This window comes from Sphingobacterium composti (assembly GCF_009829075.1).
GTDB lineage: Bacteria > Bacteroidota > Bacteroidia > Sphingobacteriales > Sphingobacteriaceae > Sphingobacterium > Sphingobacterium composti.
This window is the reverse complement of sequence record NZ_WUQZ01000002.1, coordinates 1-16,371: the sequence shown is the minus strand read 5'-3', so window position 1 is coordinate 16,371 and position 16,371 is coordinate 1. Positions and strand designations below refer to the sequence as shown.

The following is a 16,371-nucleotide window of genomic DNA, read 5'->3' as shown; positions in this document are numbered from 1 at the left end:
ACTTTCGGTTCGGAGAAAATCGGAATAATCCTTCTCAAAACCGTTAATTGCAATTGCTAAGCCCTAATAATTCCGTATTCTAAGGCTAATTTAATCGCTGTTGTAAGGTTGCTGGTTTTGAACTTGACGATTAAATTTTTTCGATGACTTTCTACAGTATGTGGGCTTATAAATAGCTTTTCAGCTATCTGTGGTGTCGTCAGTCCAGAAGCTGCTTCGACCAAAATTTCTTTTTCTCGACGCGTTAGTTTGGGAATGACTTTCAAATCGGACTGGCTTTTTTTGTCCATAACCGATTTTGTTTGCTTGCACAGAAATTTTTTGCCCTGCAAAACAAATTCTATTCCTGAAATTATCTCCTCAATGTTCGCATTTTTTTGAATATAGCCGTAAGCCCCTTTTTGCAAAGCACTATTGATTACCGCGAATTCATTGTGAACACTCAACATAATAATGCGCATGTCGGGATATTTATGGATAAGCTCCTCAATAATGTCTAAGCTATTGCTATCTGATAAATTAATATCCAGCAACAAGATATCGGCTTGGTCTTTTTTCAGTCCTAAAAACAAATCCGATGACGATGCATAGCAATTCACAATCTCAAAATCGTCTTGTTGAGCAAGTATATTTTTCAATCCTTCCATTAATAAAGGATGGTCATCTGTAATAACTATTCTAATCATGTGTATTCGTTTTTGGGAACTGTATATCTATTGAAGTGCCAAGGTCGGGTTGTGAATCAATCGAAACTTTACCTTTCAAAAATTCTATTCTGGACTGAATATTATGCAATCCAGCCGATTTGCTAAGCTTATTTTGCAGGTCAAATCCCTTGCCATCATCTTCGACCACAACTTGATAATGCGTATCATATTCGATGAGTTGTATAATGATTTGTGATGCTTCGGCATGCTTAATCACATTATTTACCAATTCTTGAATAATCCTGTAAACGAGTAGTTGCTGGGATTTCGGAAGATTATCTTCATAATGTAGAAACTGTACATCAATATCCAATGAGCTGTTGGACATTCTGCTCGCATAATCTGTTAACGCTTCTTGTAAACCGTATTTTTCTAATAAATCGGGCATAAGATTGTGCGCTACACGTCTCAATTCATCGACAGCAAGGTCGAGTTTAGAGATAGAATGTGTGATATTATCATTTGAAAGTGCTGTTTGTGAATCCTTGAGCAAGGATAAGTTCATTTTGGCACCAGACAATAATCCTCCTAATCCATCGTGCAAATCACGCGCTAACCGTCCTCTTTCTCGTTCTTGAGCATCAAGCATGGTCGTCAGGTTCGAAATTTTTGAGTTTTGTCTTTCTTTCTCCAGCTCTAACGCATAAATGCTTTGCTGTTGTCGCAAACTTTTTGAACGTTGTATATAAGCATATATAAAGGCTAGTAATAGTAAACTTACCACCACGGCGATGCCAATGTAGAATAAGTTGATACGTTCTTTGTGGCTTATCTCGGATTTGTACAGCTCGATTTCCTGTTGTTTGTTGAACGATTCTAGTTTGGATAATTTCAGTTCTTGTTCTTGCTTTAATTTCTCTAAAGCTGCTAATTCAATTTCTTTCTGCTGATTGTCTTGCAATAATTTGAATTTTTCTAATTGTTGAACTTGTTGCAGATTCAATAAGTTCATTTCTAGAATTCTTTTTTCTTTTTTCTGTCCTTCCAATTGTAAGGAAAGCAACTCCTGGTTATGTTTATCCTGCTGATATTGAGCTTCTATTTTTTTTGCCTGTGTACTTTTTTCTTGGTCAAAAAAGGATTGAAAAAGGTTTAAATAGGTTTTGTGATAACGTAATGCTTCTCTATAATTTCCTTCTTGTTCATGTATCTCACTGAGACGTTCCAATACATTCATCTTCGTCAGCGGCGCCTCTATATTGTTTTGCTCCAATTCTGCTATGGCTGCCAGCAAATGACTTTTGGCTTTTTCAGCATTACCTTTCTTGAGATACAAATCCGCGAGAATACCATTGGCAGAAGCCACATGCTGATGCTGTTCCGTTAATTTTCCTTGTTGAATAGCCAAATCCGCATATTTCTGTACCAATGCTTCATTTTGTTCGGGAAAATAATTTAGATAGAGGTGTGCCAGATTATTCGCTACATAGGATAAATCTGAGGGTATAGACATTTTCGAACGATTACTTTCGAAGGTTTCCAAAGCTTTCAGATAATATTTTTCGGCTTCTTTTAGGATTTTTTTATCCTGAATACTGAGATTGTATTGTTGCTCACGCAAAAATCCCATTGCCATATTCGCATTGAAAATAGAATTAGGGTCATTTTCTTTATTGGCCAATTGCAATGCCGCTAACGTGTATTTCTCTTGCAGATTGTATTCCTGCCAATTGGCGTAGATGGAAGAAAGTTCAGTGAATACACTCAACTTTCTCTGAAATAGGTTTTTGCTGGGTTTGGCTTTTTCGTAGTAGGAGAGGGCTTCCAGAAAACTTTTGACAGCTTGGTTCTCTTTTTCTGTACGTGCATTGGTCCAACCTTGACCATAAGCTACATAGCCTTTTGTTTCAGCGTCAGTGGTTTTGTTGGCATAATGAATGGCAGTTCTGGAAGCTTCTTGCGAAGTATGTAGATTATCATCTAGTAAATTAAGAATGGATGAAATGGTGTATAATGTTGCAGCAAATTTCCCGTCATGTAGTTTCGTCGCCAGATTTGTTTCTACTTTTAAAATTTCAAAAGCCTTTTCTTTTTGATTATTGAAAAATAGGAATTTGATATAATCAGCAGCAGCTTCGAATCTTGTGGCAGTCCCAATTTTGGCGTTTCTATATTGTTGCTCGAGAGGTACGACATTCTCCTGTGCCCATATTCTATTCGTAAGAATACAAGTCAAATAGACAAATATGAAAGCAACAATCTTGTACATTTTATTAAAAGGCCTCATCGTATTAGTATGAGGCACTAAAATAAGGTTTATAAAATGAAAAGTTATTGGTCTTCAAACTCACTTGGGTCAATTTTTCTAGCAGTAGAATCTATATAGTGTACATCTTCTAAATCATCATTTACAGCAACCACGGCATACCCCTCATTAAAGGTGGTAGCGTAGGCATATTGAATAGGAATAATAATTTTTCCTTGTTTGTTGATATAGCCGTATTTACCATTTTTCTCCACTAATATAGGGTCGTCATCAGTACCAAGGCTTATCGAATCATATTTGGATGCTAATTTTTTACCTGATGGAATGCTATATAAGCTCATCAAGGCATCGGAATCTTGCACAACAAATACATCTGCAGAGTTATCCAAAATATTATCGTATTTAGCGGGTATTAATACTTTGTTTTCTCTATTTATTAATCCGTCTTTTAAATTTTTGGTAAAAATGGCTAAATCACTTTTCATAAAATTAACCAATTCATATTCAGCTGGTATTAATATTTTACCATCTTCTATTAAACCAAATTTTCCATTTATAGAAAACTGATATTGATTACTGACGCCATCGTAGAGCAGATAATCATATTGGAGTGGCATAATCTCTTTTCCATCAATATCAATAGCACCGTATTTACCTTCATCATTCGTGACTATACTTACTGCGCCATTGAATGGTGACATACTGAAATAAATAGGTTGTGTTAGTACATTTCCGTCTGCATCTTTTAGTCCAAAATATGTGCCTGTCTCGTCTTCGTAGTAAAATCTATCTTCTCCAATATCATTATACGCAACTTCAACAGCAGCATCAACTTCCATTTCTGTATAATCTTCTGGAATTTCGAAGGTACTTAGCGGTAGCGTATTTTTGTTTACTTCGAAAGCTTCAATTGTAAAATTTTCTGTAGACATTTCTAACGCTATTCCGGGTATCTTCTTTAAAAAAGCAAAGTTTGTTAAATCAAAATATGGGATTTCAGGACAATACCAAATATCCAAACCTAAACCTTCCTCTTCAGTGTATTTTACTGTAGCTAGACGACATGAGTATCCTTGTATTGTTTTTGTTTTGGTTGAAGATAGGTCGATATCATAGAAGTCTAAAATACCGTAGCTATTAGTGGCATGCAAGTAATTTTTTTTATCATGATTGATAAGAGTATAAAGAGAATCTTCACTTTTGTTGATGAGATAATCATAATTATCCAACATTAATTGTGATTTGATTAAAGCATAATCTTTATTCGTATAAACGTGTATATACGGATTAGCTTTATCGTTTCCCGCAATTTCTTCCTGAACATTTATTAAATATTTTACGTCAAATACATTTAGATTCTGTGCGAACAAATTATAAGTTACGCCAAATAATATAAAAATAGCTAGTGTGATTTTTTTCATAATAGTTTTTATTTATAGCACAAATGTTGGGATAATAATCGGGTAATTTTATCCCTGATACCAGCTAATTGTGAAATAGAAAAAGCTTTTATTGTTTAATAATTTTACCCTTGTCCGTAATAAACAAATACTTATACTTGGGATATTTCTTCGTTAATTTCTTACCTTCTCTTTCGCCTAATACCATAATGGAAGTGCTTAAGGCGTTCGCAAATTCAGCGGAAGGACCGTATATGGTTACACTGGTTAATCCTGTGGAAGGATAGCCTGTTTTGGGGTTGATAATGTGAGCATAGCGAATGCCATCGATTTCGGCATACTTTTCATAACTACCCGATGTTGCGAGTGCCGATTCTTTAAGTTTTAACACTTTAGCAATTCCGTGTCTTTTAAAAGGATTTTTAATACCTATTTTCCAGGGTTTACCGTTGGCTTGAGAACCCCAAGTTGCAATATCGCCAGATGCATTTACAATTCCGCTTTGGACGCCAAGAGATTTTAAAAGTTCACGGCCTTTGTCAGCTGCATAACCTTTCCCAATTGAGCCAAATCCAATTTTCATCCCTTCTTTATCGAGGTAAATAGTGGATTGAACAGAATCTAAAATTATATGCTGATAACCGACTTTCTCAATGGATTTCTTAATGCTCTCTTCCGAAGGTTTTTCTATCATCGAGCCATCGAATTGCCAAACTTTGTCCATCGCTGCGGTGCTGATATCAAAAGCACCATTCGACATTTTGGAATAGTCCAACGCCCTTTTGGTCAAATCAAAAAGTTCTTTGTCGACTTTAACAGGCTTTATGCCCGCATTTCGATTGACTTCCGAAACTTGCGTATGCGGTCGCCATTCTGAAATAAGATTTTCGATGCGTACGATTTCTTCAATGGCTAAATCTATTTGTGTATTTGCGAAAGAACTGTCGGCAGAAACAATCGTAATTTGGAATTGAGATCCCATCAAAATGACATTACGAACGACTTCAATCTTCGATTGTCCAAGTGCTGAAAATGGAATAAACAGAAAAGATAGAATAGCTAAAGCTAAGCCATCTTTCATAAATGAATATGTTTGTATTAATAACAATCTGTTAAAATTTGATTATTGTCAATATAGAATTGTAGCGGCTTTCCGTGATGATTGGTGGTAATTTCATTCAATGTTTTCTCTACATCTTTTTGCATTTTCAAAGCGCCACAAATCATAATAACTCCCCCTTCTTGCAACAAATTCGCGAAGAAAAAGTAATCGCGAAGAATCAAGTCCATAACGTACATTTTATTGTTTTCTCTCGAAAATGCGAGTTCAAAACGATTAAGTTGCCCTTTTGATTGATATTCTTTTGCAAAATTTTTATAAGATTCGGTAAGTGAATTATTCATTCTGAATCCCGAATAGAGATGAATATCTGTAAGCCCCTTATTGTTGATAACCATTCCCAAGAAAGGCGCAATACCCGTTCCGTTCGAAATCATCGCCACTTTAGGTGCTAATTTTGGCAAGTGAAAATTCGGATTTGTCATTAGTCGAGCTTCGGTGATTTCATTTATAGCCAAATTATATAAAAAACTCGAGCCCAAACCATCGGGAAATAACTTAACAATGAGCTGTACATCTTTTCCATTTCGACCAATCGAGTAGAAACGCTCTCTGTTATCTTTAGCAGGATAAATGGCTAACAAATCACCTGAATCAAATTTCAGGTTGTTTAGTGGTTTCAGAATGATTTTGAAAGTAGAATTGTCTTCTGAAACAGCGGTCTTTGCGATAACTTTAAATTTCTTAAGACGTGGAGCTTTGTTGCTGTATACAGTTGGAGCAGTAGCGAGGGCGTGTAGGGATTTTTCCGACCATTGTTGAACCCAATTTACAAAATCAGCAGACGAGCGGTCGTTTACGGTATTTAAATCCACTAATTTTTTAGCCCAAAGTTGTTTTTCTAATAACTGTTCCACGTGTTGTGCATAGGCACAGAAGTCAACATAAGCTTTAGAGCCAAATCCCACGACACTAAAATGTATATCTTGTTTTTGCGGAAACCTAGTAAGTAGCTCTTCAAATTTCGTCGCGTTTGTCGGCGCATCTCCCAAACCGTATGTTGAAGTAAAAATCAACAAATGTTTTGCTTCGGGATAAGATTTATAATGGTTCATTTCTGTTAAGAATGAACGTTTACCATCCGAAAGTAATTGTTTGTGAACTTTATTGGCAAAAAATAGGGTAGAACCATTTTCCGAACCTACTAGAATAATAATTTCGGCATTTTCCGCTTTATATTTGTTCTTGATTTTGGTACGCGTACGCTTAAAGGTAATCACAAAACCTGTATACATGAAGAACACAATATTCAGCGAAGCTAAACCCAAAATTATTGCCCAAATTATATTGGTCCGTCCAGTATGTAAATCAATATTGAGTTTTTCTAATGCGACGGTATATGGAAATTTGGTTTCCTGCATGATGTCGCCATTCACTTGATTAATAGAAATTGTTCTATCTTTTAGTGTAATGATAAAAGGTTCAGCGGCATCGTCAGGAATAAATGGAAACTCAATTTTCTCCACATCAGCCAATTTCGTGTTTTTGAAATAATCAATATCGGCTAATTCTTTGCTGATAGCTTCATCTGAAATGGGATTATGATTTATTTCTATATTTTCCTTTTTGAAAAATTCCAAACGAACCATAAAAATTACAGTTCCAGTCAATGCTATCATCAGCACTGGAATCAATAACCATCTTCCTGTTACGACGTGGAAATATTGCGAAAAGAAGTCTTTATTGATTTTGTCGAAAAAATGTCTGAAACCTTGTTGGCGTTTGATTATCAAAATTAAACCACTAATGGTAATCAATAACAACAAAAATGAAACGATGCCAACGATTGTACGTCCAGTTTCTTTTAAGAAAAGAGAACGGTGAAGTGCCGTAGTCCATTGGATAAATTGTGATTTTGGAATTACTTCACCAAGCTTTTCGCCCGTTAATGGGTTGATATAAGCTTTAAGTGGGTTCCCATCCTCATCCATAGCTTCGATCACTACGAAATCATTGTGATCTACAGTGACTTGCAGGACTTCAAAATATGCCTCGCGCAAAGCTGGAAGGCTTTGCGCGAGGGTAATATCACCAAAATTGTCTACGCGATAGGGAGGAGTTTTCTCTTGAACAGCATCGAAGGCCAAGATGACTCCTGTGATCGCAAGTATCAGCATAAAAACAGAAGATATTAACGCTAATGCTAAATGCGCATATCTCCAAATTGATAACGTCATTCTATATATTTATAACTATTAGACTTTTATAAATCGCACGAGACGGATATATCCTGTTCCTTTGGCTCCAGCTTTATTGTCCAAAGCTTCAGGTGTTAAAGGTACTTCTACATCTTTGACGTAGTATTTTTGAATTTCTACGGAAGATTCAAAATGAAGCTTGTAACCTTTTCCTAATTTTGCGGTATCAAATTCGATAACGCGTGTAGCACGTGCACCACCTGCAATAGAAGCACCAGTGATAGCGTTTAATTTTTCTTTTTTCTTCACACGGAATTTATCCCATTCTGGCAAGGTATTGTACCATTCTTGGTCTGGACCCAATACACCCAAGGTTTTCTCGTATTCTCCTTTTGGATTAATCAATGAGATGATAACATAAGCCTCTTTACCCGAATAATTTTGCATTTGAATCATGCATTTGTATTTGGTTGTTTGGGCGAATGCGCTTGAACTAAAGAATACGGCAAATAATGCGGCTAAAATATATTTAAAAGAATGCTTCATTATCTTATTTCAAAAAATCAAAGTTAACATTGTTGTTTTTCAGGAAATCATTTTGACTAGCCAATTCGTAAGCAGTCTCTTCAAATTCTGTTTTCAAATCTTTCTTAGCACCTGCATCTACCAAAGTTTTTAAAACTTTATCGTCTTTCGCTGTCAAAGCCGCTTTGTGTAAAGCTGTGTTTCCTTCCTCATCTTGTGCATTAATATCTACACCCAATTCAATAGCTTTCTGAATCAATGCAACGTTACCTTTGTCTACTGCAAGATGAAGTAATGTGCTACCATTTTGTTGAGGTGTTTTTACATCAATTCCTGCTTTCGTCAATAGGTTCAATTTTTCAGTGAAATCATCTGCAGCGTTATTTGGCGTAGGACGGAAAGAATTGAACCAATAAACAGCTAAGTTATTGTTGTCCTTATCCAAAACTTTCACATCAGCGCCGTTTTGCAATAATATAGAAACGATTTCTGCCGAACTTGATGCTATCGCTTTCGTTAATGCCGATTCGCCGTCTTCGTTTACTGCATTCACATTTTTTGCTTTTGCTAATAAGTTTTGAACCAATTGCGCATCTCTACCTGCAGCTGCAACCATTAATGCCGTATTACCATCGTTATCTGCTTTTGCGACATCAACACCTTTTGCTAAAAAATAGTTGATCGTTGCGGCGTCTGCTCTGCGCGCTAACGCATGCAATATTGTAGCGCCTTCATGGTTTATAGCTTTAGGATTTAAATTGTATTTTTCTACTAATGTTTGAAATACATCCAAACCATTTGTTTTTTGGCGAGAACCTTGAGTCGCAAAAAATAACGCTTGATCCGTTGGTTTTACACCTTTAGCTACTAACTTTTCGACAATTTCTAAATTACCCAACTTAGCTGCATAATCTGCTACCGAACGACCATGTGCATCTTTATGGTCAAGAGAAAGTCCTTTTGAAATAAAGTAATCTGTAATTTTTAAATCTTGGTCATTCGCAATACCAAACATTATTAGGTTAGCACCGTGCTCATACGTCGTTTTTGGATCTACTCCAGCTTTGAAAAGCACATCATATACTGCTGTATTTTGATTGCCAGAAGCCGCAGCATACGCAATGACAGCATCACCGTGGCTGTCTTTGTAATGTACATCCGCACCATTAGCTATAAGATAATCTACTAATTCCAAATTACCTGCTGCAGCAGCCCATTGTAAATATGTTCTCGAATGGTGTGTTTTTTTATGTACTCCATTTCCTTCTTGCTCAATCATGTATTTAATTACATCATTGGATATGCGGTTATTGATAGCCATAGATACAGGGTCATGAAAACCCGCATTTTGTTCAGCAGGATTGTGACCTTTAGCGATTTCGGCTTTCAAAGTTTCTAAAGTTGGTTTTGCACGCCAAAAATCTGCAGTCAATAAGGTGTTGTCCTGTGCTTTAGCAAACAGTGCTGATGCTAATAGTAAAATGGATAAAAGTGACTTCTTCATATTTTGATATTAACGTTTTATAGTGTTAATTTTATTTAAATTAATTCTAAATAACAAAAGTATGAAATTTTATATTCTTTAAAAACTTTTAAGCTTCTAAATCAAAGTTTGAATTAAAGTTTTTCGGATTGCGTCACTTTTTGATATTATGATTTTGTTAATAACAGCATTTTTACATACGAACGGCGTATAAAATACAGTAGTTCTTATCTTTGCCGCTGATGATGCGTCTCCTACATGTAATAGCTTTATTGAGCTACCTCAACATTTTATGTTTTGAGGTTAAATATTGTTATGCGCAGAATTCGGAGACAATTGCAGTAGGCGAAACTTTTATTGAAGTCGTGCTTGAAGATGTACTAAATCTTCACCACAATGAAGAAGCGGAGAAAGTTCCCGACATCATGTATGACGATTATCGGATTTTTGCTTTATCATTAGGGCTTCTTCCAATAGTTTTATATTTCTCTTGGATATTACGTCGCATTTTTGCTTCAAATGATCAGATAAAACATACCATTTATTATTTAAAGAGGTTAATTCTTCCCGGATATTATACCTTTCTATATCGGTATCGTCCTTTCTAACTACACTATTCTTATTTAAATACATCTAAACCGAGCCATTTATATCAAATGGTTTGGGTTTTCCTATATATTTTTTATTGAAAATCATTTTATTAACTATGAAAATCAAACGTCATTGGTACCCTATTTTGGGCTGTGCACTCGCTATTACAGCGTGCACGAATGCAAAAGAAAAAGACACAAAAGAGGTCGCTAAAGAAGTTCCAGTTGCAAACTTAGTGCAAATGGATACTGTTATTTACAAAGAATATATTGCCGATATTCAATCGCAACGTAATGTAGAATTGCGTTCAAGATTAACAGGTTTTTTAAATAAAATATACGTCGATGAGGGTGCTCATGTTCGTAAGGGGCAAGTGCTTTTTTCTTTGAACGATGAAGAATATAAAGCCGATTTAGCACAAGCGCAGGCAGCATTGAATAATGCTAAAGCTGAAGTGAAGAAAGTAGAACTGGAAATTGAAAGAACAAAAAAGCTTGTTGATAAGAAAATTGTAAGCCTTACAGAAGCTGATTTGTTGGAGGTGCAGCTACGTGCAGCTTTATCAAAAGTAGAAGAGGGGGAAGCAATTCTCAATCAAGCGCGTACAAAATTAAGTCATACCCTCATCCGTGCACCTTTTGATGGTCGCATTGACCGTATTCAATTGAAAGAAGGTTCTTTATTGACAGAGGGAGCCCTGATTACGACGATTTCTGATTTGGACAGAGTTAATGTGTACTACAATATTTCGGAGTCGGAATATTTGGCTTTAGCAACGGATTCTAGCTTCAAGAAAAATGCATTCAAACAAGAAGTAAAATTGATTCTAGCGAATGGCGAAATATATCCTTATCCAGGAATTGCCGAATTGGTGGAGAGTGAATTTGAAGCGAGCACAGGTTCTATTTCTTTGCGAGCACGTTTTGATAATCCAGCAGGATTATTGAAACATGGTGCTTCTGGAAGAATTGCTGTGCCTACAAGTACGGGAGACCTGACTTTTGTACATCAAAAATCTGTCTTGGAAATTCAAGACAAAGCATATGTGTATGTTTTAGGTGCGGATAATAAAATAAAAATGACTCCATTCCAGAATGGTCAACGTGTTGGTCACTATTACATCGTTGAGAACGGATTAGAACCTAATAGTAAAGTTGTATTTGAAGGTGTACATGCTTTGCGTGATGGCATGTCTATTCAACCAAAAGAAGTTAACAATTCGCAAGGAGGGATGAAATAGATGTTCGAAACTTATATTAGGAGACCAATACTTTCTTTGGTTATCTCCATATTTATTACATTATTGGGATTGTTGGCCTTATTTACTTTGCCTATTACACAATTCCCAGATATTGTTCCACCATCTGTGGTCGTGACAGCAAATTACACGGGTGCTAATGCTGAGGTGAGCACCAATGCAGTGGCTATTCCGTTGGAAAGAGCGATCAATGGTGTGGCTGGTATGACCTCCATGAATACGGTGTCGACGAATAATGGAACAACATTAATACAAGTATTCTTTAAAGTAGGTGTCGATCCGGATATTGCTGCGGTAAACGTACAAAATAGGGTTACAACTGTTTTGGATGAACTTCCAGAAGAGGTTATCAAAGCAGGGGTGACTACCGAGAAAGAGGTGAATTCCATGTTGATGTACCTCAATCTCTTCACGGATGATGTGACAGCTGATGAACGATTCATCTATAATTTCACGGATATTAATATCCTCAAAGAGTTAAAACGTATTGAAGGTGTTGGTTTTGCACAGATTATGGGTGCAAAAGATTACGCGATGCGTATTTGGGTAAAACCAGATCGTTTGTCGTCATACTCGATTTCTACAGAAGAATTGGTAGAAGCATTGCGTCGTCAGAATATTGAAGCTGCACCAGGACAAACGGGTATTTCGTCAGATAAAGCGCGTAACATGCAGCAATATGTGTTGCGTTACCCAGGTAAATTTACAGAAGTAGCAGAGTATGAAAATATTCCAATTCGTGCGAATGCGGATGGTTCTATTATTCGTGTGAAAGATATTGCCGATGTAGAGTTTGGTTCTTTGGACTATGAGATGGTTTCCAAAACGGATGGGCAACCTTCTGCATCTATCATGTTGAAACAATTGCCGGGATCAAATGCGCAGGAGGTAATCCAACGCGTGAAAGATCGTATGGAAGAATTGAAAGGTTCAACTTTTCCTCCTGGAATGACCTATACAATGGGCTATGATGTTTCACGTTTCTTGGATGCATCTATTTCAAAAGTTATTTGGACTTTGATTGAAGCATTTATCTTGGTATTCATTGTGGTATTTGTGTTTCTTCAAAACTTCCGCGCTACTGTTATTCCAATTCTAGCAGTTCCTGTGTGTTTGATTGGTGCGCTATTTTTCATGCAAATGATGGGTTTCTCTATTAACTTATTGACATTATTTGCACTGGTATTGGCTATTGGTATTGTGGTCGATAATGGGATTGTCGTGGTAGAGGCGGTTTATGCCAAAATGGAAGAAGAGCATATGCAACCCATGGAAGCAACATTAGCGGCAATGAAAGAAGTGGGAACAGCGGTAATTGCGATTACGTTAGTTATGTCAGCGGTATTTGTTCCTGTAGCATTCCTGTCAGGACCTGTTGGTGTTTTCTATCGTCAGTTCTCCTTGACTTTGGCTGCATCTATTGTTATTTCAGGTATTAATGCATTGACATTGACACCAGCATTGTGTGCCTTGATTTTAAAATCACCACATGACGCGAAAGAAAGCAATGGTTTAATGGCTCGATTCTTTAAAGGATTTAATCACTATTATGAGAAAATTGCTGGAGGATATAAAGGTTTATTAAATAAAATCGCAGGACGTCGCACAATTACATTGGCCACATTGGTTGGAATGTTTGTGTTGACTTATGGTACGATGTCTATTGTTCCTTCTGGATTTATCCCAACAGAAGACCAAGGTATGGTTTACGTTGCGGTGACAACTCCTCCAGGCGCTACTGTGGATCGTACAGAAGCTGTATTGGATGAAGTAGACCGAATTGCACGTGAGATGGATGTAGTAGAAACTGTATCTACGTTAGCTGGATATAGTATCGTAACGGAAGTATCTGGTGCATCCTATGGTATGGGGATGATTAACTTAAAAGCTTGGGATGATCGTAAGGAAACTGTCGATGATGTTATGGCGATATTGCGAGAAAAAACAGCACATATTGCGGACGCTACAATAGAATTTTTCCCTCCGCCAACAGTTCCGGGATTTGGTAACTCTTCAGGTTTTGAAATGCGTCTTTTGGATCGAAGCGGAAATGAAGATTTAAATCAAACCGCTGTTGTGGTGAATGATTTCATTAAAGCATTAGAAGAAGATGAAGTTATCGAATCTGCAAGTACGACTTTTGACGTGGGTTTCCCGCAATATATGTTGGAAATTGATTATGATTTGGCTGCCAAAAAGGGAATTTCGGTAGAGAATGCAATGAATACATTGCAAACTTTATTGGGAAGTCAGTATGCAACCAACTTTATCCGTTATGGACAGATGTACAAAGTAATGGTGCAGTCTGATGCATTTACACGTCAAAAACCAGAAGATGTGCTAGCGCTATATGTCAAAACTGCTGATGGCGAAATGGTTCCTTACTCTTCATTCTTAACGATGAAACGCGTGTATGGTCCAGAGCAAATCACACGGTACAACATGTTCAACTCTGCGATGATTACGGGACAAGCAGCTGCAGGATTTAGTTCGGGTCAAGCGATTGAAGCCGTTGAAAGAATTGCTGAATCTTTACCGCAAGGTTTTGAGATTGAATGGTCGGGTATGACGCGCGAGCAGAAAATTTCGGGTAATCAAGCTGCGTATATTTTCTTATTATGTCTTGTTTTCGTGTATTTATTATTAGCTGCACAATACGAAAGTTTCTTATTGCCGATGCCGGTTATTTTGTGTCTTCCGGCAGGTTTGTTTGGTGCGTTCTTGTTCTTGAAAGTTTTGGGGTTAGAAAACAACATCTATGCACAGGTGGCATTAGTCATGCTAATTGGATTGTTGGGTAAGAATGCGATTTTGATTGTGGAATATGCGAATCTAAAACGTAAGCAAGGATTGGATGTATTGACCGCTTCAATAGAAGGTGCGGTAGCGCGTTTGCGTCCAATTTTGATGACTTCATTTGCTTTCGCTGCGGGTTTGATTCCATTGATGTTGGCTACAGGTGCTGGAGCTTTAGGAAACCGAACAATCGGTACGGCTTCAGTAGGAGGAATGGTGATCGGTACCATTATCGGTGTGATCGTAATTCCGGGTTTGGTAGTTTTATTTTCTAAAAGAAAGAAAGCTAAAATAACTAAATCTGCTGCAGTGATTGCGATATTCAGCTTATTATTTTCAGCTTGTTCTGTTCCGAAGAAAATGAATGAACAAGAGCTGAAAGCAGAGCTTCAAACTGATGCAACTCAAATGTTGATTGATTCTATTAGTTTAGCTGACATAAAATGGAATTCCTTTTTTAAAGATCAACACTTAGTTGATTTAATCAACACAGGATTAGAAAATAATCAAGATTTAAGACAAGCTATTCACCGCATAGAAATCGCACAAGCGAATTTCAGACAACGCAAATCGGCATTATTGCCGACATTGGATGCGGCGGTCGAAGGTGGAATTCGCAAGTACGGGCATTATACGGAGTCCGGTATAGGTAACTATGATTCTAACTTTTCTGAAAACCTGACGGCTGATGAAAAATTGCCAGAGCCTTTTATTCCAGATTATTTCGTTGGTGTGAGGTCTTCATGGGAAATTGATATTTGGGGTAAGCTTCGTCAACGTCGTGAAGCTGCTTATTTGGGTTATTTGGCGGAAAATGAAGCTACACGTCTCGTTGAAACTGAACTTATAACCAGTATTTCATCCGCTTATTTTGAATTGATTGCTTGGGATAGAAAGGTGAAAGTTTACGACCGTAATATTGTCTTGCACGAGCGTGCTTTGGAAATCATCGAGGCACAAAAGGAAGCTGGGCGCTCGGATGAATTGGCTGTACAACAGTTCAAATCAATTTTAGCAGATTCTCGCGCAAATAGAGCTTTAGCATTGCAAGAGATTATTAAGAATGAGCACCAAATCAATCAATTGTTGGGTAGGGTGTATCAACCCATCAAAAGGTCGGAAGATGCTGTGTTAGAAAATAGTTTGTTTACAGAGATGATGTTGGGGTCTTTCGATCAACTCATTTCCAATCGTTTGGACATTCGTCAAGCTGCATTTGATTTGAAACGTGAATACCGCGAGCTGGATGTAGCGAGATTATCATTCTTGCCTTCCGTGGCGATTAGTCCTTATTTGGGATTACAATCGTTCAGTTTTGATAAATTATTCAACTTAGATAAATCCGTAGCTTATGGTCTTTTTGGTGGTGTTACTATGCCGATTTTGCGTCAACGTGAATTGAAATCACAATATGAAGTGATGAAAGCACAGTACGGGATTGCTTTTTTGGAGTATGAGAAAAAAGTATTGAATGCTGTAAATGAAGTGTCACTTGCGGTGCAGACACAAAAGCTTCTCGCCAATCGAGAACAATTGGTAGATGATCAAGTTAACGCTTTAGTAGCATCTACAGAAGCGGCAGAAGAATTGTTCATCGCTGGACGCGTAAGCTATTTGGATATTATCTCCGCACAAAAAGGAGTTGTCCAAGCACAAATTACAAAAGTGGATATTCAGCGTGAAGATTTATTAAATCAAATCGTATTGTATAAAGCGCTGGGTGGTGGTTGGAATTAAAAGTTACTTTTCATTATGTTATACGTCCTTCAGTTATTCGAAGGACGTATTTTCATTAAAGGGGTGGGGTATAAAAATATATTTCTTATACACAATATTATGGAGGTTTTTAAAATTTTCTTGGCTTAAGTAATTTCGAGTACTTCTTCAAATGCTTTAAAATATTATTTCTGTTGGCTACATATATATAAGCATCTAGATTAATAGCGATAAATCTATATTCACAACTGTCCTAAATAAAATTGAGTGCATAAAAAAGCTGGCTTCTTCTATTAAATAGGTGAGTTTTCTGTTTTAAACTCAAATTATACCCTCTCAAACTTTTAGAATAGTTTAAACTGTCCACTTTTATCAGGAGGTTTCCCTGAAAAGAATGGATCATTAGCCCATTTCCATAGGTCAATTTTCAC

At 36.9% G+C, this 16,371-nt stretch carries 10 protein-coding genes; 3 read left to right on the top strand and 7 right to left on the bottom strand.

Annotation, left to right across the window (positions count from 1 at the left end; all coding sequences use genetic code 11):
- Nucleotides 1–56: 56 nt before the first annotated feature.
- The 7 genes from GOQ17_RS01390 to GOQ17_RS01360 all read right to left on the bottom strand — a co-directional run bounded on the left by GOQ17_RS01390 (nucleotide 57) and on the right by GOQ17_RS01360 (nucleotide 9,600).
- A complete protein-coding gene (locus tag GOQ17_RS01390) occupies nucleotides 57–686 on the bottom strand; it encodes a response regulator (RefSeq protein ID WP_159633726.1) in 630 nt (209 codons plus the stop codon).
- Nucleotides 679–2,916, bottom strand: a complete 2,238-nt coding sequence (locus GOQ17_RS01385; protein WP_159633723.1) for a tetratricopeptide repeat-containing sensor histidine kinase — start codon at nucleotides 2,914–2,916, stop codon at nucleotides 679–681. The genes GOQ17_RS01390 and GOQ17_RS01385 overlap by 8 nt, the downstream gene beginning before the upstream one ends.
- Before the next feature lie 62 nt (nucleotides 2,917–2,978).
- Nucleotides 2,979–4,334 (bottom strand): WG repeat-containing protein, encoded by a 1,356-nt coding sequence (locus GOQ17_RS01380; RefSeq protein ID WP_159633720.1) that lies wholly within the window; start codon nucleotides 4,332–4,334, stop codon nucleotides 2,979–2,981.
- An 88-nt stretch (nucleotides 4,335–4,422) separates the two neighbouring features.
- Nucleotides 4,423–5,394, bottom strand: coding sequence for an FAD:protein FMN transferase (locus GOQ17_RS01375; protein WP_159633717.1), 972 nt, complete (start codon nucleotides 5,392–5,394; stop codon nucleotides 4,423–4,425).
- 17 nt (nucleotides 5,395–5,411) lie between these two features.
- A complete protein-coding gene (locus GOQ17_RS01370) occupies nucleotides 5,412–7,610 on the bottom strand; it encodes a PepSY domain-containing protein (protein WP_159633714.1) in 2,199 nt (732 codons plus the stop codon).
- Nucleotides 7,611–7,628: 18 nt separating this feature from the next.
- Nucleotides 7,629–8,117, bottom strand: coding sequence for a DUF2271 domain-containing protein (locus tag GOQ17_RS01365; protein WP_159633711.1), 489 nt, complete (start codon nucleotides 8,115–8,117; stop codon nucleotides 7,629–7,631).
- A 4-nt stretch (nucleotides 8,118–8,121) separates the two neighbouring features.
- On the bottom strand, nucleotides 8,122–9,600 hold the full coding sequence (locus tag GOQ17_RS01360) for an ankyrin repeat domain-containing protein (RefSeq protein WP_159633708.1): 1,479 nt from the start codon (nucleotides 9,598–9,600) through the stop codon (nucleotides 8,122–8,124).
- Between the two features lie 221 nt (nucleotides 9,601–9,821).
- On the opposite strand from GOQ17_RS01360, the gene GOQ17_RS01355 reads away from it, so the two are divergent.
- From GOQ17_RS01355 to GOQ17_RS01345, 3 genes are all read left to right on the top strand, one after another.
- Nucleotides 9,822–10,187: a hypothetical protein gene (locus GOQ17_RS01355; protein ID WP_159633705.1), complete on the top strand. Its 366-nt coding sequence runs from the start codon at nucleotides 9,822–9,824 to the stop codon at nucleotides 10,185–10,187.
- A gap of 98 nt (nucleotides 10,188–10,285) precedes the next feature.
- Nucleotides 10,286–11,410 (top strand): efflux RND transporter periplasmic adaptor subunit, encoded by a 1,125-nt coding sequence (locus GOQ17_RS01350; protein ID WP_159633702.1) that lies wholly within the window; start codon nucleotides 10,286–10,288, stop codon nucleotides 11,408–11,410.
- A complete protein-coding gene (locus GOQ17_RS01345) occupies nucleotides 11,411–15,961 on the top strand; it encodes an efflux RND transporter permease subunit (protein WP_159633699.1) in 4,551 nt (1,516 codons plus the stop codon).
- Nucleotides 15,962–16,371: the final 410 nt, after the last annotated feature.

Coding starts and splice junctions, on each gene's coding strand:
- GOQ17_RS01390 (WP_159633726.1), bottom strand. CDS start 686: ATGATTAGAATAGTTATTACAGATGACCATCCTTTATTAATGGAAGGA.
- GOQ17_RS01385 (WP_159633723.1), bottom strand. CDS start 2,916: ATGTACAAGATTGTTGCTTTCATATTTGTCTATTTGACTTGTATTCTT.
- GOQ17_RS01380 (WP_159633720.1), bottom strand. CDS start 4,334: ATGAAAAAAATCACACTAGCTATTTTTATATTATTTGGCGTAACTTAT.
- GOQ17_RS01375 (WP_159633717.1), bottom strand. CDS start 5,394: ATGAAAGATGGCTTAGCTTTAGCTATTCTATCTTTTCTGTTTATTCCA.
- GOQ17_RS01370 (WP_159633714.1), bottom strand. CDS start 7,610: ATGACGTTATCAATTTGGAGATATGCGCATTTAGCATTAGCGTTAATA.
- GOQ17_RS01365 (WP_159633711.1), bottom strand. CDS start 8,117: ATGAAGCATTCTTTTAAATATATTTTAGCCGCATTATTTGCCGTATTC.
- GOQ17_RS01360 (WP_159633708.1), bottom strand. CDS start 9,600: ATGAAGAAGTCACTTTTATCCATTTTACTATTAGCATCAGCACTGTTT.
- GOQ17_RS01355 (WP_159633705.1), top strand. CDS start 9,822: ATGATGCGTCTCCTACATGTAATAGCTTTATTGAGCTACCTCAACATT.
- GOQ17_RS01350 (WP_159633702.1), top strand. CDS start 10,286: ATGAAAATCAAACGTCATTGGTACCCTATTTTGGGCTGTGCACTCGCT.
- GOQ17_RS01345 (WP_159633699.1), top strand. CDS start 11,411: ATGTTCGAAACTTATATTAGGAGACCAATACTTTCTTTGGTTATCTCC.